Annotated in this window: 22 protein-coding genes and 1 tRNA gene; 13 read left to right on the top strand and 10 right to left on the bottom strand. The window is 67.8% G+C overall.

Going from position 1 to position 20,380, the window contains the following annotated elements; translation table 11 throughout:
- Nucleotides 1–103: 103 nt before the first annotated feature.
- A complete protein-coding gene (locus OED01_RS08455) occupies nucleotides 104–475 on the bottom strand; it encodes a winged helix-turn-helix transcriptional regulator (RefSeq protein WP_264154843.1) in 372 nt (123 codons plus the stop codon).
- Nucleotides 476–564: 89 nt separating this feature from the next.
- On the opposite strand from OED01_RS08455, the gene OED01_RS08450 reads away from it, so the two are divergent.
- Nucleotides 565–1,914 carry an MFS transporter gene (locus OED01_RS08450; protein ID WP_264154842.1) on the top strand — a complete coding sequence of 450 codons (1,350 nt, stop codon included), beginning with the start codon at nucleotides 565–567 and terminating at the stop codon, nucleotides 1,912–1,914.
- 48 nt (nucleotides 1,915–1,962) lie between these two features.
- On the opposite strand, the gene OED01_RS08445 is transcribed toward OED01_RS08450, so the two are convergent.
- The 4 genes from OED01_RS08445 to OED01_RS08430 form a co-directional block, all read right to left on the bottom strand.
- Nucleotides 1,963–3,228, bottom strand: coding sequence for an alpha/beta fold hydrolase (locus OED01_RS08445; protein ID WP_264154841.1), 1,266 nt, complete (start codon nucleotides 3,226–3,228; stop codon nucleotides 1,963–1,965).
- 106 nt (nucleotides 3,229–3,334) lie between these two features.
- Nucleotides 3,335–4,573 carry an RNA polymerase sigma factor gene (locus tag OED01_RS08440; protein WP_264154840.1) on the bottom strand — a complete coding sequence of 413 codons (1,239 nt, stop codon included), beginning with the start codon at nucleotides 4,571–4,573 and terminating at the stop codon, nucleotides 3,335–3,337.
- Nucleotides 4,570–4,941: a YciI family protein gene (locus OED01_RS08435; RefSeq protein WP_264154839.1), complete on the bottom strand. Its 372-nt coding sequence runs from the start codon at nucleotides 4,939–4,941 to the stop codon at nucleotides 4,570–4,572. The genes OED01_RS08440 and OED01_RS08435 overlap by 4 nt, the downstream gene beginning before the upstream one ends.
- A gap of 124 nt (nucleotides 4,942–5,065) precedes the next feature.
- Entirely contained in the window at nucleotides 5,066–5,578 is a 513-nt protein-coding gene (locus tag OED01_RS08430; RefSeq protein WP_264154838.1) for a hypothetical protein, read from the bottom strand.
- 176 nt (nucleotides 5,579–5,754) lie between these two features.
- Here OED01_RS08430 and OED01_RS08425 point away from each other — a divergent pair, with 176 nt between their 5' ends.
- Nucleotides 5,755–6,822 carry a hypothetical protein gene (locus OED01_RS08425; protein WP_264154837.1) on the top strand — a complete coding sequence of 356 codons (1,068 nt, stop codon included), beginning with the start codon at nucleotides 5,755–5,757 and terminating at the stop codon, nucleotides 6,820–6,822.
- 66 nt (nucleotides 6,823–6,888) lie between these two features.
- Here the strand turns inward: OED01_RS08425 and OED01_RS08420 are convergent, their stop codons facing one another.
- From OED01_RS08420 to OED01_RS08410, 3 genes are all read right to left on the bottom strand, one after another.
- Nucleotides 6,889–7,362, bottom strand: coding sequence for a hypothetical protein (locus tag OED01_RS08420; protein WP_264154836.1), 474 nt, complete (start codon nucleotides 7,360–7,362; stop codon nucleotides 6,889–6,891).
- Nucleotides 7,363–7,430: 68 nt separating this feature from the next.
- Nucleotides 7,431–7,847 (bottom strand): hypothetical protein, encoded by a 417-nt coding sequence (locus OED01_RS08415; RefSeq protein WP_264154835.1) that lies wholly within the window; start codon nucleotides 7,845–7,847, stop codon nucleotides 7,431–7,433.
- Complete coding sequence (locus OED01_RS08410; protein ID WP_264154834.1) at nucleotides 7,844–8,311, bottom strand: GNAT family N-acetyltransferase; 468 nt, start codon at nucleotides 8,309–8,311, stop codon at nucleotides 7,844–7,846. The genes OED01_RS08415 and OED01_RS08410 overlap by 4 nt, the downstream gene beginning before the upstream one ends.
- A gap of 232 nt (nucleotides 8,312–8,543) precedes the next feature.
- Between OED01_RS08410 and OED01_RS08405 the strand changes: the two genes are divergently transcribed.
- Nucleotides 8,544–8,675, top strand: coding sequence for a hypothetical protein (locus tag OED01_RS08405; protein WP_264154833.1), 132 nt, complete (start codon nucleotides 8,544–8,546; stop codon nucleotides 8,673–8,675).
- 201 nt (nucleotides 8,676–8,876) lie between these two features.
- Here the strand turns inward: OED01_RS08405 and OED01_RS08400 are convergent.
- Nucleotides 8,877–8,961: transfer RNA gene (locus tag OED01_RS08400), tRNA-Leu, on the bottom strand.
- 110 nt (nucleotides 8,962–9,071) lie between these two features.
- Between OED01_RS08400 and OED01_RS08395 the strand changes: the two genes are divergently transcribed.
- Both OED01_RS08395 and OED01_RS08390 read left to right on the top strand, forming a co-directional pair.
- Nucleotides 9,072–10,367 carry a M20/M25/M40 family metallo-hydrolase gene (locus OED01_RS08395; RefSeq protein ID WP_264154832.1) on the top strand — a complete coding sequence of 432 codons (1,296 nt, stop codon included), beginning with the start codon at nucleotides 9,072–9,074 and terminating at the stop codon, nucleotides 10,365–10,367.
- Between the two features lie 42 nt (nucleotides 10,368–10,409).
- On the top strand, nucleotides 10,410–11,237 hold the full coding sequence (locus OED01_RS08390; RefSeq protein WP_264154831.1) for an undecaprenyl-diphosphate phosphatase: 828 nt from the start codon (nucleotides 10,410–10,412) through the stop codon (nucleotides 11,235–11,237).
- A 13-nt stretch (nucleotides 11,238–11,250) separates the two neighbouring features.
- Here OED01_RS08390 and OED01_RS08385 read toward each other — a convergent pair whose 3' ends face one another.
- Complete coding sequence (locus OED01_RS08385; RefSeq protein WP_264154830.1) at nucleotides 11,251–12,102, bottom strand: PAC2 family protein; 852 nt, start codon at nucleotides 12,100–12,102, stop codon at nucleotides 11,251–11,253.
- Nucleotides 12,103–12,189: 87 nt separating this feature from the next.
- Between OED01_RS08385 and OED01_RS08380 the strand changes: the two genes are divergently transcribed.
- The 8 genes from OED01_RS08380 (at nucleotide 12,190) to OED01_RS08345 (ending at nucleotide 20,375) form a co-directional block, all read left to right on the top strand.
- Nucleotides 12,190–12,867, top strand: coding sequence for an HAD family hydrolase (locus OED01_RS08380; protein ID WP_264157941.1), 678 nt, complete (start codon nucleotides 12,190–12,192; stop codon nucleotides 12,865–12,867).
- A complete protein-coding gene (locus OED01_RS08375; protein ID WP_264154829.1) occupies nucleotides 12,864–13,883 on the top strand; it encodes a tRNA (adenine-N1)-methyltransferase in 1,020 nt (339 codons plus the stop codon). Before OED01_RS08380 ends, OED01_RS08375 begins: the two co-directional genes overlap by 4 nt.
- A gap of 10 nt (nucleotides 13,884–13,893) precedes the next feature.
- The gene (locus tag OED01_RS08370; RefSeq protein WP_264154828.1) at nucleotides 13,894–14,826 is read left to right on the top strand and encodes an FKBP-type peptidyl-prolyl cis-trans isomerase; all 933 of its coding nucleotides are present in this window, start codon (nucleotides 13,894–13,896) and stop codon (nucleotides 14,824–14,826) included.
- A complete protein-coding gene (locus OED01_RS08365) occupies nucleotides 14,826–15,812 on the top strand; it encodes a helix-turn-helix transcriptional regulator (protein ID WP_264154827.1) in 987 nt (328 codons plus the stop codon). The genes OED01_RS08370 and OED01_RS08365 overlap by 1 nt, the downstream gene beginning before the upstream one ends.
- The gene (locus OED01_RS08360; RefSeq protein ID WP_318841097.1) at nucleotides 15,812–16,792 is read left to right on the top strand and encodes a helix-turn-helix transcriptional regulator; all 981 of its coding nucleotides are present in this window, start codon (nucleotides 15,812–15,814) and stop codon (nucleotides 16,790–16,792) included. Before OED01_RS08365 ends, OED01_RS08360 begins: the two co-directional genes overlap by 1 nt.
- A gap of 33 nt (nucleotides 16,793–16,825) precedes the next feature.
- Nucleotides 16,826–17,077, top strand: a complete 252-nt coding sequence (gene tatA / locus OED01_RS08355; RefSeq protein ID WP_264154825.1) for a twin-arginine translocase TatA/TatE family subunit — start codon at nucleotides 16,826–16,828, stop codon at nucleotides 17,075–17,077.
- Nucleotides 17,078–17,139: 62 nt separating this feature from the next.
- Complete coding sequence (tatC, locus tag OED01_RS08350) at nucleotides 17,140–17,904, top strand: twin-arginine translocase subunit TatC (protein ID WP_264157940.1); 765 nt, start codon at nucleotides 17,140–17,142, stop codon at nucleotides 17,902–17,904.
- Complete coding sequence (locus OED01_RS08345; RefSeq protein ID WP_264154824.1) at nucleotides 17,901–20,375, top strand: DEAD/DEAH box helicase; 2,475 nt, start codon at nucleotides 17,901–17,903, stop codon at nucleotides 20,373–20,375. Before tatC ends, OED01_RS08345 begins: the two co-directional genes overlap by 4 nt.
- The last annotated feature ends 5 nt before the right edge of the window (nucleotides 20,376–20,380 follow it).

Here is a 20,380-nt window from a genome sequence, read left to right as displayed (position 1 = left end):
GCGGTCTTCCTTCCGTCGATCCCGTCAGCGTACGACCCGGCCCTGCGTGTGATCGAACCCCTTGACGGCGCGCGATCGACGTGGTGACCATCCGGTGCGGTACCTAGTCGGAGGCGGCGTCGTCCTCAGCGCGGTGCGGGCGGGCGTACGCGCGCCCCCACCGGGTCAGCTCGGCGAGAAGTGGACCGACGCTGCGCCCGACGTCGCTGAGTTCGTATTCGACTTTCGGGGGTACCTGCCGATGGACGGTGCGGATGACGAGCCCGTCCTCCTCGAGTTCGCGCAGCTGACGCGTCAGGACGCGGGGGGTCGTGCCCTCCAAGAGCCGACCGAGCTCCCCGAAGCGGAGGATGCCGTGCTGCTCGAGCATCGACAGGATCGTCGGCTTCCAGGCGCCGCCGACCACGGCGATGGACACCTCGGCGTCGCACGTCGGTGACCAGTCCTTGATGATCCGCTCGGTCTTCTCACGCATGGCGGTTCTCCGCTCAGTATCCGAATGGGTAGTACATGACAGAAATGTCAGTACTTGTGGTTTATGTACGTACTCTACAGACTGACGATGTGACCGTCGATACTGCTCCGATCCCCACTCATCCCACGCTGCGCAGATGGTGGGCGATGCTCCCACTGCTCCTCGGCATCCTCATCGGGGCCCTCGCGATCAGCAGCGTCGCTACGGCGCTGCCGGCGATCCGCGGTGAACTGCACTTCACCCACACCGAGGTGCTGTGGTTCGTCGACATCTATTCGCTCACCCTGGCCGCGACACTGATCCTCGCCGCCAGGATCGGCGACGCGTTCGGGCGCAAGCGCATCATTCTCATCGGGCTCGCCGGATTCGCCGTGCTCAACGCCGTCGGCGGCGTCGCGACCAGCGGAATGGTGCTGATCATCGTGCGGGCGCTTCTCGGCACAGCCGAGGCGTTCGTGATCGCGGGGGTCGTCGCCACCATCGGCGCGCACTACGAAGCCCGGCAGCGTGTGCTGGCGTACGGCCTGTGGACCGCGACGTTCGGGGCGGGCAGTGCCCTCGGACCCGTGGTCGGCGGGCTGCTCGCAGACGGGCCAGGGTGGCGATGGCTCCTGCTGGGCGCTGTACCGCTCGCCGTGCTGGCTGCCGTCCTGACGATATGGCTGGTGCCGGATTCCCGGGCAACCGGAACGCAGTCGTGGGACGTCCCCAGCATCGTGACGTCGATCGTGGCGCTCGGGGCGCTCGTGTTCGCCCTGCACGAGGCCCTGGCCTCGCCGCTGACGGCAGGAATCGCCGCTGCTGTCGCCGTGGGCGGCCTCGTCTACTTCGTGATGAGGCAACGACGAATCACCGACCCGCTCATCGATGTCGGTCTGTTCGCCGTGCCCGGCTTCAGCACCGCGGTGGTCCGGATCCTCGTCAGCAGCGGGGCATCCGCGGCGGCTGTGGTGCTGGTGAGCCTGCACCTCCAGGACGCCGTGGGCATGACCGCTGCCGAGGCGGGTCTCATGCTGCTTCCGCAGGCGATCGCGATCGTCGCCGGCGGGGTGCTCGCGCCGCTGCTGCTCCGATGGCTGCGCTCGGGTACCGCCACTGTGCTCGCGCTCGTGCTGCAGGTTGCCGGACTCGGCATGCTGGTCGTGGACCCGTCCTCCGTTCTGGTGCCGCTTTCGTTCATCGGCCTGGGCTTCGGACTCGCGGGGACCCTCGCGGCCACCACTCTGTTCGACGTGACCACGGTCGAGCATGCCGGCCAGGTCGGCGCGATCCAGGAGGTCGGCTTCGCTCTGGGCGGTGGCCTCGGCATCGCCGTGCTCGGCACGATCGCGGCGGTCGTGGCGAACGGGGGAGTAGTCGTCGCCATCGCGACCGGCGCGATCGTGGTGCTCGTGGCGGCCATCGCGCCACTGCGGAGAGGGCGGAGCGGTCGCGGGTGACGACCCGAGGACGCCGGTCGAGATCTCGACCGGCGTCCTCCGAGCGCGTCAGCGTCGTGTCATGGTCGAGGCGTACCCCCCGCCACCGGGGTAGACCCAGGCGCCGGCCATGACCCGGTCGCCATCCGTGAACTCCCCTCGGAAGTAGGCGGGGCTTCCCTTCGCGCCGCCCCAGATCGTCAGGACATCGCCTTCGAGCTCGTACGTGTAGTCGAGCGTGTTCCCGAGCGAGTCGTAGAAGCGCGACACCACGTCCGCTCCGGCGGGCTCGCCGAAGGGTCGCAGATGACCGATGACTTCGAGGCCGGTGATCTGCTCACCGAACTGCTCGAGGTCGACATGCTGGATGAGGAAGTGGCGTCCCGGCATCCATTCGTACCGCACGACTCCGACGGCACCGCCGGTGACGGTCCACTCCCCGACGAGCCGGTCGAGGGCGACCATGTCGGCGCCGGGTGCGCGCGGCTCGTCGGCGACGGCGGCGGCGGTGTCCGAGCCTTCGGTGAGCAGGAACCCCCTGATCTGCTCAGCCACCGGCTCCGGTGCCATCCAGAACGCCGAGTGGTCCTGGCCCTCGAGGGTGAGCACGGTGACGTGCGGAAGGAGCGCGGCGAGCGCCTGGGCGCCTGCGCGGATGAAGCCCTCGCCGTTGCTCCCGACGGCGACGGCGATAGGGGCGTCGATGCGCCAGCGGTCGCGCGGAAGGGGTGCTCCGTCCTGGAGGCCCTGCATGATGCGACCGTCGTAGGCGTACGTGTGCGCATAGCGCACCATCTCCTGCCAGGAGGGATCGTCCTTCATCAGGGGGAGGTACTCCTCGGGGACGCCGATCATCTCGCTCATGAAGTACTCGACCGCCTCGTCACGGCGGCCCGCGGCGACGAGTTCTTCCTGATGGGCGACGTAGTCAGCCGGCGCGGGCGCGCGGGAGTCGTCGACGATGAAGGGAGGCTCGTAGAGGTAGACCCCGGCGACCGCATCGCCCAGCGCACTGGCGGCGTCCAGGGCGAGACCGCATCCGCCGGAACCGCTGGTCAGGAAGACCGGGCTGCCGACGGCATCCACGAGGGCCGCGATGTCGTCGATCTCGCGGGCCGGCTCGTAGGGCTGCGGATCCCCGCTTTCGCCGCGACCGCGACGGTCGTACGAGATGACGGTGAAGTCGGCCGCGAGGGCGTCAGCGATACCGGCGACTCCGGTGCGGTCCTCCGCGACGTTGCTGATCACGATGATGACGGGACCGGTCCCGATCCTCTCGTACGCGATCGCCGTGCCGTCCGCCGAGGTGACCGTGGAGATGTGAGTGGTGTCCATGATGTGCTTCCTCTGTGTCGGTGCCGCCCCCTCGGGCAGCTTTCACAGATACATCGGAGCCGCGTGCGCGTTCTTGACATCCGGCGTCGGACCGTTTCCCACTGCGTCAGCCGGGCACGCCGTCCGCCCTGCCGTGGAGATAGCGCGTCTCGATCTCGTTGGCGGTGAGCTCGGCGGCCAGACGGTAATCCGCCCGCGCCTCATCCGCCCGGCCAGACCGCTCGAGCAGGTGCGCGCGGATCGCAAGGGCACGGTGCCTGGTGAGCGGATGCTGGAGAAGTCCGTGCTCGTGGTCGAGCTTCGTGAGCAGTTCCAACGCCGTCTCATCGCCGAAAGCATGCGCGACGGCGACCACGCGCGACAGCATCACCGGCCCTCCGGGCTCCATCTGCTCCAGAGCGAGGTACAACGCTGCGATCTGTTCCCAGTCCGTGGCGGCGGCAGTCGGTGCATCGACATGCACGGCCGCGATCGCCGCTTGGATGCGGTAGACACCGACAGCACCACCGGTCCAGGCGGATTCGATGAGCTCGATCCCCTCGGCGATCATCCTTCGGTCCCACCGGCTGCGATCCTGGTCGGCGAGCGGCACCAGCGTGCCGTCCTCATCGGTGCGGGCGGCTCGGCGGGCATCCGTGAGCAGCATCAGCGCGAGCAGGCCGGTCGTCTCGGGGTCGTCTGGCGTCTGTCCGTGCAGCATTCTCGCGAGACGGATCGCCTCCGCGGAGAGATCCGTTCGCACCAGGCTGCGGCCGGAGCTGGCGGTGTAGCCCTCATTGAAGACCAGATACAGCACCTTCATCGTCGACGAGAGACGTTCGGCCGCATCGTCGTTCACGGAGAATTCGAACCGCGCGCCGATCTTTCGCAACTGCTGCTTCGCGCGGCTGATGCGCACACCCATCGTCTGCTCGGTGACACCGTAGGCACCCGCGATCTCGGACGTGGTGAGGCCGCCGACGGCGCGGAGCGTCAGCGCCACCTGCGAGACGGAGGACAACGCGGGGTGGCAGCACAGCAGGAGAAGGTTCAGGCTGTCGTCGACGCCGATCGAGGTCGCGCCGACGCGCGCGGGGTCCGCGAGCGTGTATTCCTCTTCGCGGCGTCGCTCGGCCTGTTCGGAACGGATGGCGTCGACCATGCGCCGGTAGCCGACACGGATCAACCAGGAGCGCGGCTCGGCGGGGACTCCCTCCTGTGGCCACTGCCGAGTCGCCGCCAGCAGTGCCTCCTGTGCAGCATCCTCAGCGGCCTCGAAACGGCCGAACCGCCTGGTCAGTGCGCCGATGACGTGCGGTGTCTCCGTGTGCAGGATCTCCTCGATCGCCTCGGGTCGGCCGCTCAAGCGAAATCGTCGCCCATGATCGGCCGGATCTCCATCGGTTCGCCCAGCACGGCGACCATCCGCGCCACGATGTCCTTGGCCCGATCGAGGCTCGTCACGTCGAGCACGGCGAACGAGGCGAGCACCTCCTTCAGCTCGGCGTACGGACCGTCGGTGACGACGACGGACTCACCGTCCTTGCGGACGGTCACCGACATGACCGGATGACCGAGTCCTTCGGCGCTCACGAACTCGCCGGTCGCACGGAGCTCGGCCTCGAACTTCTGATACTCGGCGAAGGCGGCGAGCGCATCGGCCGAAGGCACATCAGCGGTCGTGCCATCCCACGAATCAGTCGGGGTGTACCCGAGAATGAGAAACTTCATCATGTCTCCGTTCCGCTGCCGATCGTAATGGGGATCACTGGTACGGGGAAGCGCGGCGGACTCACGATCAGCCCGCCGGGCAAGCTCCACCAATCACCCGGTTAACCGACCTGCCGGGGCAGTGCACCTAGGCAAGCGGGTATGCGACCACATCCGCGAGGCGATACCGCGCCCAGCCGTCACCATCGGGTGCATCCCACTGGAGACTCCGGCCGGCGCGGTTCAGGAGGTCGTGCTCGTCCTTGGTGACCCAGCACTTCTGCAGGAGTTGGTCGAAGATCGACAGCAGGTGCTCTGGGGACGTGGCAGGTCCTCCTGCGATCGGCTCCTGGCGCGTGTTCGATCGGGGATCAGCCTGTCTCGGATCGACGATCTCGACGATGATCCGCTTGAACGGGATCACGTGCTCGACGACACGTTCGGCCGGCGCCAGCTGCATCGCATCCCGGGTCGCGAAGGCCACAGCGTGGTCTTTGTCGAGCGAGCCGAGCATCTGCCGAAGCAGACTCGGGTAGCCTCCTGATCCTTTGGACCACAACCGGCCGCCGGCGGCCAGGTGTGGCCGGACCTCCGTCTCGATGAGATCGAAAGCGGCGATTGCTGCGCGGGCGCGGCGCTCATCGGCGCGCGAGGTGCTCATGGTGCGATCCTTCCATCGACCGAGGACAAGGTGCTGGCGAGCTCCTCTGCCACCGGGCGAATCCGTAGCGTGACGTGGGGGAGCGTTCGTTCGCTCGTCGCCAGCGCCGAGCCGCACGGGATGAACGGGAACTGAGAGCTCGCGGTTCAGCTGGTCTGAGCGTCGGGAGCGGGAACTTGCGGCGTTTGATCCCCTGGTCGACGCCGACGAGGGCAGCGCGTTCTAGGATGTCTCCGATGACCGAGTCCACCGCTGACGCGCCGGTGCGAGTGACGTCGGGCCGCAGACTCGTCCGCAATCCGGTCCTCTGGGGTGCACTGCTTCTCGGGGGTGCGATTGCCGTGACTCTCGCAGGTGATGACCTGAGTTTCCTCCCGTTCCTGCTGATGCTGGTCGGCGGGTGGTGCTTCGGATTCGCGTTCGTCAACGCCACGCTGCGCACGGTGCCGGCTCGCAGTGGCGTGATCCTTCACACTGCGGTCGCCACAGCCCTCGGCGCGGCCATCGTCATCGTCGGGGAGGCCGGGGGAGACATGCTCGATTCCGTCCCCGAGCCGGGCCGCGCGGTCGCATTCGTGCTGACGTTCGCTGCGATCCCGGCCGCCGGATGGATCTGGCTCGGGCTGATCAGCCGTCTCGGCGATGTCTTCGCCCGACAGGATGCAAAGAAGCGCCCGACGCCCACGACCCCGGAGTGGGAGCGCGAGGAGAACGGAGACGGCTCGGCTGTGTGCTTTGCCGCCATCCCTGTGCGAATGCGCGTTCTCACCGGCACGACCATCGGCATCGTGGTCGTCGTCGGCCTCGTTGTCGTTTCGCTGCTGATCGTCCTCGACGACGTCGTCATGCGCCTGGGGCCGCAGTGGATGATCATCGTCATTGGCGCCGGGGTCGCGTTGCCGGCGTACCTGGCGCTGAGGGCCGTGCTCCAGCGCCGAACTGTCGAGTGCGTCGTGGCCTTCGGCGATGACGAGATCAGGCTGACAACGCGGGATTCACGCCACACCGTCTCTTTCCGCGACCTGGAACTGCTGCTCTGGCGATCCCGCAGCGACTACGCGCGGATCGAGGTGCGCGGTGCCGGCGTCGACCTGTCGCTGATCACCGGGCTCGCGAAACCACCCGCTGGACGAACGGCTGAGCTTCCGGCGCTCCCGCGTCGCGTCTTCCGTCGCCTGGAGCTCGCGGGTATGACCGAGAAACGCTCGCGACGAGATGACGTCATCTCGTTCCACCGGCCGTGATCCTCAACGCCCTCGTCGCCTGGACCCGGCCCTCATCGCCTGGATCCAGCAGAATGCAGAGTTGAACTAGGCGAACCAGGGAACCGCGTCCAGCGGCTGCAGATCGTCGTCCACGGGCTTGATGGTGAGCACGTAACACGGGTCGCCGTCGACCTGACTGAGGGTGACACGATGGGTGCCTTCGGTCACAGGAAGCCGCATCGCACCGGAGTTCGTTGCCGTCTCGTCGTCGAACTGGGCGGCCATCGTCAACTGCGTGTAATCCGTGACCCACAGCCCGCCGACTCCGACGTGGACGGTGCTCGTCGCTTCACGCAAGGCCGAAGCACCTGACGGAGTGCCTGCAAACGACACGGTCTCGTCTGCATCATCCGGGCCAGGGTGGGCGACGAACAGGGAGCCCGCGTTCATCTGCTCTACGAAATGTGTGAAGAGCTGCTCCAGTTGCCAATCCTCATCGATGAAACCGCGATATGCGTCGGGCGCGACGAGGCAGAAGAAACCGTCCTCGTCGACATTCAGAAAGAGTGCATCGCTCACTGCGGAAACGTAGCATCTTGCGGGTCCCCGGCACCTCCTGTTGTCGCGAGTCCCAGTGACCAAGCATGCTATTCGACCGTCCACCAGACGACGCCGACGAGGCACAGCCTGTCATCGGTCTGTTGGTAGAAGATGTCGCCGGGGTACTCGGTGCCGGCTTGGGTGCGGTCCTCGGGCAAAGAGAGATTGATGCTCCAGTCCGGCTCGAGCGGGACCATCTGCTCCCAGAATTCGGGCACGAACTCCTCGGGCTCTTCTGCGGAGAGGCCCGCCCAGTCGGTGGGCTCACGCATCTCCGGGTCGTAGCCTTCGCACACGAACGACGCAGCGTCACCGGCCGCGGCCGCGTCGACGAGCTGCTCCGTCGTCTCGATGACGCGGGTGCCTTCCGGGCCCCAGATGAGCAGGTCCATCGAACAGCCCGAGAGGACTGCGGCGAACACGGCGGCGGAGCTGGCAGCGATGAGTCGGCGAGAGCGTTTCATGCGGGTTCTCCGCCGAGCGATCTTGCGAACTCAAGCACGTCGCCTGGTGCGAACGTGTGCGGGCGTGCACGGCCTTCGGGGGAGGATCGGTGTCGTTGGTGGAACCGGATCGCGGGCTCTGAGCGCTCGTAGACGTACAGGCGCAGACGCGACGCTCTGGGCGTCGCCCACTGGAGTACGAGGCCCATCAGCTGGTCGGCGATCCTCGGGGTTGTTCTCCTGAACTCGGGCACGACGTAAACGCCCGTGAGCACCGGGTCGTCGTCGTCATGGCTTAGCGCGCTCATCATGCCCACCCAGCGGCCGGCCTGCTGCTCGATGGCGGCGAACGACGCAGCCTCGTCCTGTTCGCCACGGCGGCCCCGCATGCGCCAGCTGTCCTCGGTCATCGCGAGGGTCTGCTCGAGCGTGGCGCTGAACGAGATCGGGTGCCCCGTGGCGTTCTCGATCCGGAACGCGCGCACGAGCGGCGAATCGACTTCGCGCGTGCTCCGATGAGAATGTCTGCGGCAGGCATGCTGGTCACCCTACCCAGGGAAGATCAGCCACCCGTGGAGCCACTGCGAGGGGCAGAGAACCCTGTCAAGGGGGAGGCAGGCGCAGGGGGCTTGTGTTCGACTGGCGCTCTTCACGCACGAGATAGAGAGAGAACCCGCCATGCACGACTCAGCCAGCAGCCATGATGACGAGAAGCCGATGATCCCCGACGAACTCACGCCGAGACAGCGAGCAGAAGATCCTGTGGCCAACGACCCGGAAGCCGCGGGCGCGGGTTCGGATGGCGAGGGCGGTGTCGTCGACGAACAGACGCCCGACGACCGGCCTTGAGTGCTCAGCGCTGCATCAGAGCGTCAGGCCACGAGCAGCGCGAGTGCTCGCGCGAGCCGCGCGACGCAGAAACCGGGGCGCAATCGCTGTGGCCAAACACGAGTTTGGACGATTCGCGACGAAGACCCGTGCGAATGACATGCGGCAGGAAGTCGGAGAGAACAAGTAAGGCCCCGGATCAGATGATCCGGGGCCTGTCTGTGCGCGAGGGGGGACTTGAACCCCCACGCCCTATTCGGGCACTAGCACCTCAAGCTAGCGCGTCTACCTATTCCGCCACCCGCGCAGGTGATGAATCGTCGTTGCCGACCGAAGAATGAGATTAGCACGTTCTCCCGGGTGCTTCGAACCAGGGTGCACGCCGGGCGCGCCGCGGCTGTTCGATAGCCTGGGACCATGTCCGATCCGCAGCTGCCAGAGGTCGTCCGCGTCGCGCAGGACCTGATCCGCATCGACACGTCGAACTTCGGCGGCGGCAACGCCAAGGGGGAGCGGGAGGCCGCCGAGTACGTCGGCGCCTACCTGGAGTCCCTCGGTCTCGAGACCGAGTACTACGAGCCGATCCCTCGGCGCACGAACGTGATGGCGCGCGTCCCCGGGCGCGATCGCACCAAGCCAGCCCTGGTCGTGCACGGTCACCTAGACGTCGTCCCCGCGATGGCGGAGGACTGGAGCGTCGACCCGTTCGCCGGCGTCGTCCGCGACGGGATGCTGTGGGGGCGCGGTGCCGTGGACATGAAGAACATGGATGCGATGATCCTGACGGCCGTCGCCGACATCCTGCGGGCGGGCGAGCAGCCGGAACGCGACCTCGTGCTGGCCTTCTTCGCCGACGAGGAGAACGGCGGCGTCGAGGGATCGGGTCTCGTCGTGAAGGACCGCCCCGACTGGTTCGAAGGTGCGACCGAGGCCATCAGCGAGGTCGGCGGGTACTCGATCACGGTCGACGACCGACGTGCGTATCTGCTGCAGGTGGGGGAGAAGGCGCTGATCTGGATCCGCCTGGTGGCCAAGGGGCGGGCCGGGCACGGCAGCCGTCTGCATGACGAGAACGCGATCACGCGGCTCGCCGAAGCGGTTGCGAAGATCGGCCGCACCCGGTGGCCGATCCGGCTCACCTCCACGACCGAGGCCCTTCTCCAGGGGCTCAGCGAACTCAGCGGACGCCCCGCCGACGATCCGGACGCCCTCGCCGCGGCAGCCGGACCGGCAGAGGCGTTCCTGCGCTCGACGTTCCGCACGACCGCGAACCCGACCGTGCTCAGCGCCGGCTACAAGCACAACGTGATCCCCGAGCGGGCCGAGGCGCTCATCGACGTCCGGGTGCTCCCCGGCACCGAGGACGACGTGCTGGCCGAGCTGCAGCGCATCGTCGGCGACGACATCGTGATCGAGACGGTCGTGCGCGACATCGGCATGGAGGTGCCGTTCGACGGCCCGCTGGTCGATGCCATGGTCGCCTCGCTCGGCAGGCATGACCCCGGTGTGCCCGTGATCCCGTACCTGCTCGGAGCGGGCACGGACAACAAGGCGCTCTCCACGCTCGGCATCACGGGCTACGGATTCGCGCCGTTGCGCCTGCCCGCAGACCTGGACTTCACGGGCATGTTCCACGGAGTCGACGAGCGGGTTCCCGTAGAATCGCTTGTCTTCGGTCAGCAGGTTCTGACCGACCTGCTGCGCTCGTACTGATCGCCGCGCCGACCTGAACCTGTCTGATCGGAAAGTCCCGCCATGCACCTGCTCGAAGCGCTGTTCCTCGGCATCATCCAAGGACTCACCGAGTTCCTGCCGATCTCATCGAGTGCCCACCTGCGCATCGTCGGCACGTTCACCGGCTCGGGCGAGGACCCTGGCGCCGCGTTCACCGCCATCACGCAGATCGGCACCGAGGCTGCCGTGGTTGTCTTCTTCTGGCGCGACATCGTCCGCATCATCGGACACTGGTTCCGCTCGCTGACCGGCAAGCTCCCGCGAAACGACCCCGACGCGAAGATGGGCTGGCTGATCATCATCGGCAGCATCCCGATCGTGGTACTCGGTCTGCTCTTCCAGGATCAGATCGAGACCGTCCTGCGTTCGATGTGGATCGTCGCGATCATGCTGATCGTCTTCGGCATCCTGCTCGGCATCGCCGACTACGTGGGCGCCAAGCGGCGCAAGCTCGACGATCTCACGTACCCGCACGGGGTCCTGTTCGGTCTCGCCCAGGCGCTGGCCCTCGTACCAGGTGTCTCCCGGTCCGGCGGCACCATCACGATGGGCCTCTTCCTCGGCTACGAGCGCGCAGCAGCCGCACGCTACGCCTTCCTGCTCGCGATTCCCGCGGTGTTCGGCAGCGGGTTCTTCCAGCTGTTCAAGAGCTGGGACGAACCGGATCAGTACTTCTCGCTCGGCGAGACCCTCGCAGCCACCGGCATCGCCTTCGTCGTCGCGCTCGGCGTGATCGCGTTCTTCATGAGCTGGATCTCGAAGCGGAGCTTCCTGCCGTTCGTGATCTACCGCATCCTGCTCGGCACGACCCTGCTGATCCTGCTCGGCACAGGCGTCATCACCGGTTGAACCGGCCGCGCGTTCAGCGCTTGTGGTCACCGGGGCCGTCGCCGCGGCGACGGAGGTAGCGTTCGAACGCCTGGGCGATCGCGTCGCCGGATGCCTCGGGGGAGTCCCAGGTGTCCCTCGTGCGCTCGAGCTGGCGGATGTACTCCGTCATGTCCTCGTCGTCGGCCGCAGCGGCATCGATCGACGCCTCCCAGGCGGCCGCCTCGGTGCGCAGATGCGTGCGCGGGACGTCGATCCCTGTGAGCTCCTCGAGCCGGTCCAGCAGTGCCAGAGTGGCCTTCGGCGACGGCGCGGCCGAGGCGACGTAGTGCGGCACGCTCGCCCAGAGGCCCGCCGTGGGGATGCCCGCCCGCTCGGCGAAGTGTTCGAGCACGCTCAGGATGCCGACCGGCCCTTCGTACAGCGAGCGCTCCAGACCGTGCGCCTCGCGGACCTGTTCGTTCGGACTCGAGGAGAAGATCGAGATCGGTCGCGTGTGCGGAACGTCCGACAGCATCGCGCCGAGCGTCAGAAAGCCCGTCACGTCGTCGCGCAGCGCGACGTCGATGAACTCGTTCGCGAACGCCTGCCAGGTGCGGGCGGGCTCGGACCCGGTCAGCAACCAGAACTCGGGACCGATCTGCGCCGCAGGCACCGGCCGCCACAGGGCGGCCCCGGGCCACTGCAGCTCGCGGTGCCCCTGGGCATCCATGCGCGTGGCCGGCCTGGTGTACTGGTAATCGAAATAGAGTTCGGGGTCGATCGCGTGCACGAGCTCGTAGTCGCCGGACTGGCGGATCGCCTCGATGGCGCCGCTGGCGGCCTCGCCGGCATCGTTCCAGCCGTCGAACGCCGCCACGATGATGCGGTTTCCGAGTGCATCCATCCCTCAAGGCTAGTCCCCGTGCGGGGTGGGCGCGCAGGTGCGCGGGGATGCACAGGGTGCGCCGGATAGCATGGTGCAGTGAGTGAGATGCCGAGCGCGGTCCTGTGGGACATGGACGGGACCCTCGTCGACACCGAACCGTACTGGATGACGGCGGAGACCGAACTGGTCGAGTCGTTCGGTGGAACGTGGACGCACCAGGACGCGCTTCAGCTCGTCGGCAACGGCCTGTCGGACAGCGCGGCGATCCTTCGATCGGCGGGCGTCGACATGCACAGCGACGCCATCATCGACCGCCTCACCGACCGAGTGCGGGGCATGCTCACCACGCACGGCGTGCCGTTCCGCCCCGGGGCGCAGGAGCTGCTTCGGGACCTCCAGGATGCCGGGATTCCCACCGCGCTCGTGACGATGTCCCTTCGGCGGATGGCCGAGGGCGTCGTCGAGCTCATCGACTTCGACGCCTTCCGTCTGATCGTCGCGGGTGACGACGTGCAGAACCCCAAGCCCCACCCCGAGCCGTACCTGCTCGGCGCCGCCCTGCTGGGCGTCGACGTCGGGGAAGCCGTGGTGATCGAGGATTCGCCGACCGGGCTGCGTGCCGGACTCACCGCCGGCGCCGTGACCCTCGGCGTGCCGCACATCGTGCCGCTCGACGACGTCGGAGCACACGACCTGTGGCCGACGCTGCAGGGGCGCACCGCCGACGACATCATCGCGCTGCACCGGACGCATCGCACCACTCAGACGGAGATCCGCTCATGACCGACCCGCAGACCACTCGCCCCAGTGGGCCGTTCCGCGAAGGCGATCGCGTGCAGCTGACCGGCCCGAAGGGCCGCATGCACACGATCAGCCTGCGTGCCGACGGTGAACTCCACACCCACCACGGCGTGCTGCGCCACGCGGATCTCATCGGCCGCCCGGACGGCACGGTCATCGCGAACAGCTCGGGGCACGACTATCTGGCGCTGCGGCCTCTGCTGCGCGACTTCGCCATGTCGATGCCCCGCGGCGCCGCGATCGTCTATCCGAAGGATGCCGCGCAGATCGTCATGCAGGCGGACATCTTCCCTGGCGCGGTCGTCGTGGAGGCCGGGGTCGGCTCCGGCGCCCTCACGCTGTCGCTGCTGCGTGCTATCGGACCTTCGGGACAACTGGTCTCGTTCGAGCGGCGGGAGGACTTCGCCGAGGTCGCCACCGCGAACATCGAGACCTTCTTCGGCGGTCGCCCCGACACGTGGCGCGTCGTCGTCGGGGACCTGGTGGAGTCGCTGCCCGAGGAACTGCCCGCCGGCGGGGTCGACCGCGTCGTGCTCGACATGCTCGCCCCGTGGGAGTGCATCGACGTCGTGGCAGACGCACTCACCCCCGGTGGCGTGGTGCTCTGCTACGTCGCCACCGCCACCCAGCTGTCGCGGGTCGCCGAGTACATCCGCGGAACCGGCCTGTTCACCGAACCCGATGCCTCGGAGACGATGGTGCGCGGCTGGCACGTCGAGGGACTCGCGGTACGGCCCGACCACCGGATGGTCGCGCACACCGGATTCCTCATCACCGCTCGCCGCCTCGCCCCCGGAGCGATCGCGCCCGAGGTCAAGCGCCGCGCATCCAAGAGCAGCTATGGCGACGAGGATGTCGAGCTGTGGACGCCCGGGGCCGTCGGGGATCGCGAGATCACAGACAAGAACCTGCGCAAGCGCGTGCGCGAGGCCGAGAAAGCCGCAGCCGCGGCGCGCATCGCCGCCGAATCGCGCGTAACCGAGCAGACGACGGAATAGACTGGAGCGCGTGCGTAAAACGTCCGCTGCCCTTGCCAGCCTCAGCCTCGCCGTCGTCGCTCTGACCGGGTGCACCGCCGCCCCGACTTTCGACGGGGAAGCGTGCGATCGCGCCGCGTCGACGAGCGGTATCGATGACGCGGTCACGGTCGACGGCGACTTCGGCGTCGCACCCGACGTCGAGCTGTTCTCGCCGCTGCACGTCGAGAAGACGTCCTACACCGACGTCATCACGGGCGAAGGCACGCCGCTGACGTCCCCCTCGCAGCTCACGGTGCTGGACATCGCGCTGTTCGACGGCAGCACAGGAGAGCAGGTCGTGCAGACCGAATTCGACGGCGATATGACCCGCCTGTCGAACATCGCATCGTGGACGCAGCAGATCCCCGGCATCGGCGAGGTCCTCGAGTGCGCCACTCCGGGTACCCGCATGGTCGCCGCCATCGCTCCCGCCGACTTCGGTGAGGCAGCGCTCTCGAATTTCCAGCTCGACGAGGACACCACGGTCGTCGCGGTCATCGACGTGCTCGACACGAAGCTCGCAAGGGCGACGGGTCCGAAGCAGTTCAACAACGCGCGCAACCTGCCCACGGTCGTCCGCGCCGCTGACGGCCGCCCCGGAATCATCGTTCCGGACGGCGCGGCGCCGTCCGAGCAGGTCGAGCAGGTCCTGATCAAGGGCGAGGGCGAGAAGCTCGAGCAGGACACGGTCGCCTGGGTCAATTACACCGCTGTCGGCTGGGACTCGAAGACGGTCAGCGGCACGAGCTGGGACACGAACCCTGTCTCGGATCTCGCCCAGACCGCTCCGGCAGTCGCCGAAGCGATGGTCGGCGAGACCGTCGGATCCCAGCTGCTCGTGGTCGTACCCGCTGCCGAGGGCGGCGAAGCGATGGCCTACGTCGTCGACATCCTGGGTACCAGTCCCGCACCGGGGCAGTGATGGCGGTCCAGATCCCCGCGGAGGAGCGCCTGACGAATCTTGTCGTGGCGCTCATGGCCACGGAGGTCGGACTCACCAAGCAGCAGATCCTCGACAACGTATCGGGGTACCGTCAGCGCGCGGATGCCGGCACCAGGGCCGATGCGCTGGAGAAGATGTTCGAGCGGGACAAGGACGAACTGCGTTCGCTCGGAATCCCCGTGGAGACCATCGGTGACGCGACGGACCCCAACGATCTGCGCGAGGCGCGGTACCGCATTCCTCAGGCGGAATACGACCTGCCGGCCGACATCGACTTCACCCCGGCCGAACTCGCCGTGCTGCAGCTCGCGGGGAGCGTGTGGAGCGCCGAGTCCGTCTCGGGCGACGCCCAGTCCGGTGTGCGCAAGATCCGCGCGCTCGGCATCGACGGCGATGCGCCGATCATCGGGTTCGCGCCGCGGATCACCACGAGAGACGCCGCGTTCGGACCTCTCCAGGACGCGATCGAGTCGAGCCGCGTCGTGCGTTTCGACTACCTCAAGCCGGGGGAGGAGACCGCGCGATCGCGTCGCGTACGCCCTCTCGCGCTCGTCGACTACGAAGCGCGCTGGCACGTCTACGGCATCGATGCGGATGTCGAGGAGGAGCGCACCTTCCTGCTCAGCAGGATCGTCGGGGACGTGCGCGCGACCGCCGAGCGCTTCGACCCAGAACTGCGTGCGGGGGCGGGGGAGCGTGCCATGTCGGGTCTGGAGGACGTTGCTCGGCGCAACAGGGCGCTCCTCGAGGTGACGCCGGGCACAGAGGCGTCGCTCCGACTCGGCCGCCGGGCCGTGCCCGCAGCGCAGGGGATCCACGTGCACTACGTCGACCGGCACATCTTCGCCGACGAGCTCGCCTCCTACGGACCGGAGGTGCGCGTGGTGGAACCGGCCGACCTCCGCGACGCCGTGATCGAGCGCCTCGTGCAGATCATCGACGCACACCGGGACGAGGACCGATGATGGCCAAGCCCAAGCCTCTGCTCGCGTCCGAGCGGGTGCGCCTGTACCTCACGCTCGTTCCCTACCTGCTCGAACGAGGCCAGGTCTCCCTCGCCGAAGCCGCCGAGGAGTTCCAGGTCACGCCGGATCAGATGCGCGCCATGGTCGAGAAGCTCACGGTCATCGGCCTCCCGGGTGACTCGGGATACTGGCAGCAGCCGCACGAGCTGTTCGACATCAACTGGGACCTCCTCGACGAGCAGGACGTGATCGAGATCACGAACGACGTCGCGCTGCGCCGCGTGCCGCGTTTCACCGCGCGCGAAGCAGCCGCTCTGCTCGCGGGTCTGCAGATGGTCGCCGCGGTCCCCGAGGTGGCGGGGTCCGGGCTGGTCTCCGGCCTGATCGCGAAGCTGTCCCGCGGCGCGGCCGACGCGCCGGCCGCGGTCGTCGTCGCGACGGATGCCGTGGACGAGGTCCGTGAGGCCGTCTCCCGGGCGCTGCGCGAGGGCGTCGCCGTCTCCTTCACCTATCAGGCGCCGGATGCCGAGCCGACCACGCGCACGGTCGATCCCGTTCAGGTGATGATCACGAACGGCCAGTGGTACCTGCAGGGGTGGTGCCACATGCGCGAGGCCATGCGGACCTTCCACCTCGACCGGGTGAGCGAGCCTCGGCTGACGGACATCGCGATCACCCATCAGGGCGAGAGCGTCCCCGACCTGTTCACCGACGGTCTGCCCGACGGCAACGTGTCGGTGCGGCTGCCTCCGCTGCTGCTGCCGCTGCTCAGCGGATTCGTGGCGGACGGCGAAGAGCAGGACGGTCGGGTCCTCGCCCATGTTCGCCTGTCCGACCCCCGAGGCATCAAGCGTCTCGCCGGCCGATTCGGCGGGCGCATGCAGGTGCTCGGCCCGGCCGTGGCGCGCGCGGCGACGCGCGAATGGGCCGCCGCAGGACTCGCGCTCTATCATCGACCAGACGACCACTCAGATGGTTAGACTGATACGAACCCCCGAACCGAGGAGAACCACATGGCCGGCTTGACCGGATGGCACCTGCTCATCGTCCTTGCTGTCATCCTGCTCCTTTTCGGCGCAGCGAAGCTGCCAGCGCTCGCGAAGAGCGTCGGACAGTCCGCGCGTGTCTTCAAGGGTGAGATGTCCGCGATGAAGGACGAAGACGCCTCACGCAAGAACACCTCGACTGCTGCAGAGCCGGAGACGCCGTCGTCTTCCACGACGACCGACAACGGAGCCGCGTCCGGCACTGATCGCACGACCTGACCGCGGTGTCGGAAGGTGCGACGTCCCCGATCGAGGGGGACACTAATCGGCGTGAGCGCAGGATGTCGCTCGGAGCGCATCTCGTCGAACTCCGCAAGCGTCTGCTGATCTCGGCGGCAGCGCTGGTCGTCGCGATGATCATCGCGTTCTTCATCACGGACCCGATCATCGACTACATCACCCGTCCCTTCGAGGTCGTCGACGCGGCCAAGGGCGGCAAGGGACTCACCGGCCTCACCTTCTCATCGGTGACGGCGCCGTTCGACCTGCGGATGCGGATCGCGTTCTCGATCGGCATCTTCTTCGCAGCCCCGGTGTGGTTGTGGCAGATCTGGGCATTCCTGATGCCAGGGCTCACCCGCAAGGAGATCAAGTTCACGCTCGGCTTCGTGGCGGCAGCGGTGCCGCTCTTCTTCGCGGGCTGCTACGTGGCGACCTTCCTCGTGCCGCATGTGATCGAACTCATGGCGACGTTCACGCCCGAGGGCGGGAACAACCTCTACGAGGCCTCGAAGTTCTACGACTTCGTCTTCAAGCTGATGATCGTCGTGGGTGTGGCCTTCGTGCTGCCGGTCTTCCTCGTCGCGCTCAACCTCGCGGGAATCATGTCGGGCAGGGCGATCCTCAAGGGATGGCGCATCGCGATCCTCATCGCCACGCTGTTCGCGGCCCTGACGACGCCGGCCGCCGACGTGGTCAGCATGCTGATCCTGGGCGGCATCCTGATCGTGCTGTTCTTCGCGGCCGCGCTCTTGTCGATGCTGTTCGATCGGCGCAAACGCAAACGAGACGCCGCTGCGGGTCTTCTGCCGGACGCGAGCGCATGAGCTCGCCGGCCGACCGGTACGCGGCTGCCCGCGCGGCGGCCGACTCCCCGGAGACGGCCGCCTTCGCGTCGCGTCAGGCGTTCGATCTCGACCCGTTCCAGCTCGCGGGCTGCCACGCCCTCGAGCGCGGACGCAGCGTCCTGGTGGCGGCGCCCACCGGAGCCGGCAAGACCATCGTCGGCGAGTTCGCGATCCACCTCGCGATGCAGACCCCCAACCAGAAGGCGTTCTACACCACGCCGATGAAGGCGCTGTCGAACCAGAAGTTCCGAGAGCTCGTCGAAGTGTACGGCGCCGATCAGGTAGGTCTGCTCACCGGCGACACGAACATCAACGGCAACGCGCGCATCGTCGTGATGACGACCGAAGTGCTCCGCAACATGCTCTATGCGGATTCGTCGGCACTGACCGATCTCCGCTACGTCGTGATGGACGAGGTGCACTATCTCGCCGACCGCTTCCGCGGCCCGGTCTGGGAAGAGGTCATCCTGCACCTGCCGGCATCCGTCCGGCTCGTGTCGCTCAGCGCGACCGTCTCGAACGCGGAGGAGTTCGGCGACTGGCTGGACACGGTCCGCGGCGACACCGAGGTCATCGTCTCCGAGATCCGTCCGGTTCCGCTCGAACAGCACGTGCTGGTGCGCGACGATCTGCTGCCGCTGTTCGATGACCGCGCCGGCATCGCGACGGCACAGGTGAATCAAGAGCTGCTGCGCATCCGCTCGTTCACCGGCTCCCGATACGACAGCAACCGCCAGGCGCAGAGCTACGCCAGCAATCGGCACGCCGGGCGGCAGGCGCAGCGTCCGCCGCGGGGCGGCAAGCGCCCCGTGCGCGCCGCCAACGCGCGCCGTATCGAGCGGATGGACCGGCCGGACGTCGTCGACCTGCTGGCGCGCTCGAACCTGCTTCCGGCGATCTTCTTCATCTTCAGCCGCGTCGGCTGCGACGCCGCCGTGCAGCAGGTCAGCCGATCCGGCATCCGGCTGACCTCGCACGAGGAGCGCACGGAGATCCGCGCGATCGTCGAGGAGCGCACACGGTCGCTGCAGGACGAGGACCTCGGAGTGCTGGGATTCTGGGAGTGGCGCGAGAACCTCGAACGCGGCGTCGCGGCGCACCATGCGGGACTCCTGCCGGCCTTCAAGGAGATCGTCGAGGAGCTGTTCCGGCTCAAACTCGTCAAAGTCGTGTTCGCGACCGAGACGCTGGCGCTCGGCATCAACATGCCCGCTCGCACGGTCGTCCTCGAGAAGATGGAGAAGTTCAACGGCGAGGCCAGGGTCGCGATCACGTCCGGCGAGTACACGCAGCTCACCGGCAGGGCCGGCCGGCGCGGCATCGACGTCGAGGGCCACGCCGTGGTGCAGTGGACCGAGGGCATGGACCCGCAGGCCGTCGCCGCGCTCGCGTCGCGGCGCACCTACCCCTTGAACTCCAGCTTCCGTCCGACCTACAACATGGCGGTCAATCTGGTCGACCGATTCGGGCGTGCGCGGGCGAGAGAGATCCTGGAGAGCTCCTTCGCCCAGTTCCAGGCCGATCGCGCGGTCGTCTCGCTGGCACGCGAGGTGCGCGAGGCCGAGGCATCCCTGGCGGGCTACCTGTCGGCGATGGAATGCGAGCACGGCGATTTCGCGGATTACGCGGCGATCCGGCGCGAGCTCAGCGACCTGGAGAAGAAGCATCGTCAGGACGCGCACGGGCCGAGGTCGGCGCGCGACAAGCGCGTGAAGAAGATCGAGAGCCTTCGGCGGCGGATGCAGCGCCATGGATGCCATCGGTGCCCCGATCGCGAGAAGCACGCACGGTGGGGCGAGCGCTACTACAAGCTCAAGCGCGACACCGATCGGAAGCGGCGTCAGATCGAGACGCGCACCGGTACAGTGGCGCGGATCTTCGACCGCGTCCTCGACGTGCTCGCCGCACTCGAGTACGTCTCGGGCTCGGGCGACGAGCTCGTCCTCACGGATGCCGGTCGCACCATGCGGCGCATCTACGGGGAACGCGACCTCCTCGTCGCCGAGAGTCTGCGTCAGGGGCTCTGGAAGGGCCTCGATGCTCCGTCGCTCGCCGCGATGGCGTGCTGCCTGGTGTACGAGCCGCGTCGTGACGAGGCGAACTCGGGGGAGCGAGGTCTGCCCCGCGGAGCATTCCGCGCCGCATACGAGCGGACCACCGATCTTTGGGCGCAGCTCGACGATCTGGAGCGCGACCACCATCTGCCCGGCTCGGAGCCGCTCGCGGCCGGACTCGCGGGTGCGATGCACGCGTGGGCGCGCGGCCGGATGCTCGACCGCGTCCTGGTCGACGCCGACATGGCGGCGGGCGACTTCGTGCGCTGGGCCAAGCAGACGATCGATCTGCTCGATCAGCTCTCGATCGTCGCGGATGACATCGAGGTCGCACGCACCGCACGACAGGCCCTCGACGGCGTCCGCCGCGGCATCGTGGCCTACTCGGGGATCTGAGGCAC

Origin of the sequence: Microbacterium sp. M28, from assembly GCF_025836995.1 — a bacterium.
Classification (GTDB): Bacteria; Actinomycetota; Actinomycetes; order Actinomycetales; family Microbacteriaceae; genus Microbacterium.
Note: the sequence above shows the minus strand (reverse complement) of the source record. Positions and strands in the feature narration are given on the sequence as shown.

Coding starts and splice junctions, on each gene's coding strand:
- OED01_RS08445 (WP_264154841.1), bottom strand. CDS start 3,228: ATGGACACCACTCACATCTCCACGGTCACCTCGGCGGACGGCACGGCG.
- tatC (WP_264157940.1), top strand. CDS start 17,140: ATGTCGCTCGGAGCGCATCTCGTCGAACTCCGCAAGCGTCTGCTGATC.
- OED01_RS08430 (WP_264154838.1), bottom strand. CDS start 5,578: ATGAGCACCTCGCGCGCCGATGAGCGCCGCGCCCGCGCAGCAATCGCC.
- OED01_RS08345 (WP_264154824.1), top strand. CDS start 17,901: ATGAGCTCGCCGGCCGACCGGTACGCGGCTGCCCGCGCGGCGGCCGAC.
- OED01_RS08455 (WP_264154843.1), bottom strand. CDS start 475: ATGCGTGAGAAGACCGAGCGGATCATCAAGGACTGGTCACCGACGTGC.
- tatA (WP_264154825.1), top strand. CDS start 16,826: ATGGCCGGCTTGACCGGATGGCACCTGCTCATCGTCCTTGCTGTCATC.
- OED01_RS08365 (WP_264154827.1), top strand. CDS start 14,826: ATGGCGGTCCAGATCCCCGCGGAGGAGCGCCTGACGAATCTTGTCGTG.
- OED01_RS08395 (WP_264154832.1), top strand. CDS start 9,072: ATGTCCGATCCGCAGCTGCCAGAGGTCGTCCGCGTCGCGCAGGACCTG.
- OED01_RS08360 (WP_318841097.1), top strand. CDS start 15,812: ATGGCCAAGCCCAAGCCTCTGCTCGCGTCCGAGCGGGTGCGCCTGTAC.
- OED01_RS08435 (WP_264154839.1), bottom strand. CDS start 4,941: ATGATGAAGTTTCTCATTCTCGGGTACACCCCGACTGATTCGTGGGAT.
- OED01_RS08380 (WP_264157941.1), top strand. CDS start 12,190: ATGCCGAGCGCGGTCCTGTGGGACATGGACGGGACCCTCGTCGACACC.
- OED01_RS08415 (WP_264154835.1), bottom strand. CDS start 7,847: ATGAAACGCTCTCGCCGACTCATCGCTGCCAGCTCCGCCGCCGTGTTC.
- OED01_RS08385 (WP_264154830.1), bottom strand. CDS start 12,102: ATGGATGCACTCGGAAACCGCATCATCGTGGCGGCGTTCGACGGCTGG.
- OED01_RS08390 (WP_264154831.1), top strand. CDS start 10,410: ATGCACCTGCTCGAAGCGCTGTTCCTCGGCATCATCCAAGGACTCACC.
- OED01_RS08405 (WP_264154833.1), top strand. CDS start 8,544: ATGATCCCCGACGAACTCACGCCGAGACAGCGAGCAGAAGATCCTGTG.
- OED01_RS08375 (WP_264154829.1), top strand. CDS start 12,864: ATGACCGACCCGCAGACCACTCGCCCCAGTGGGCCGTTCCGCGAAGGC.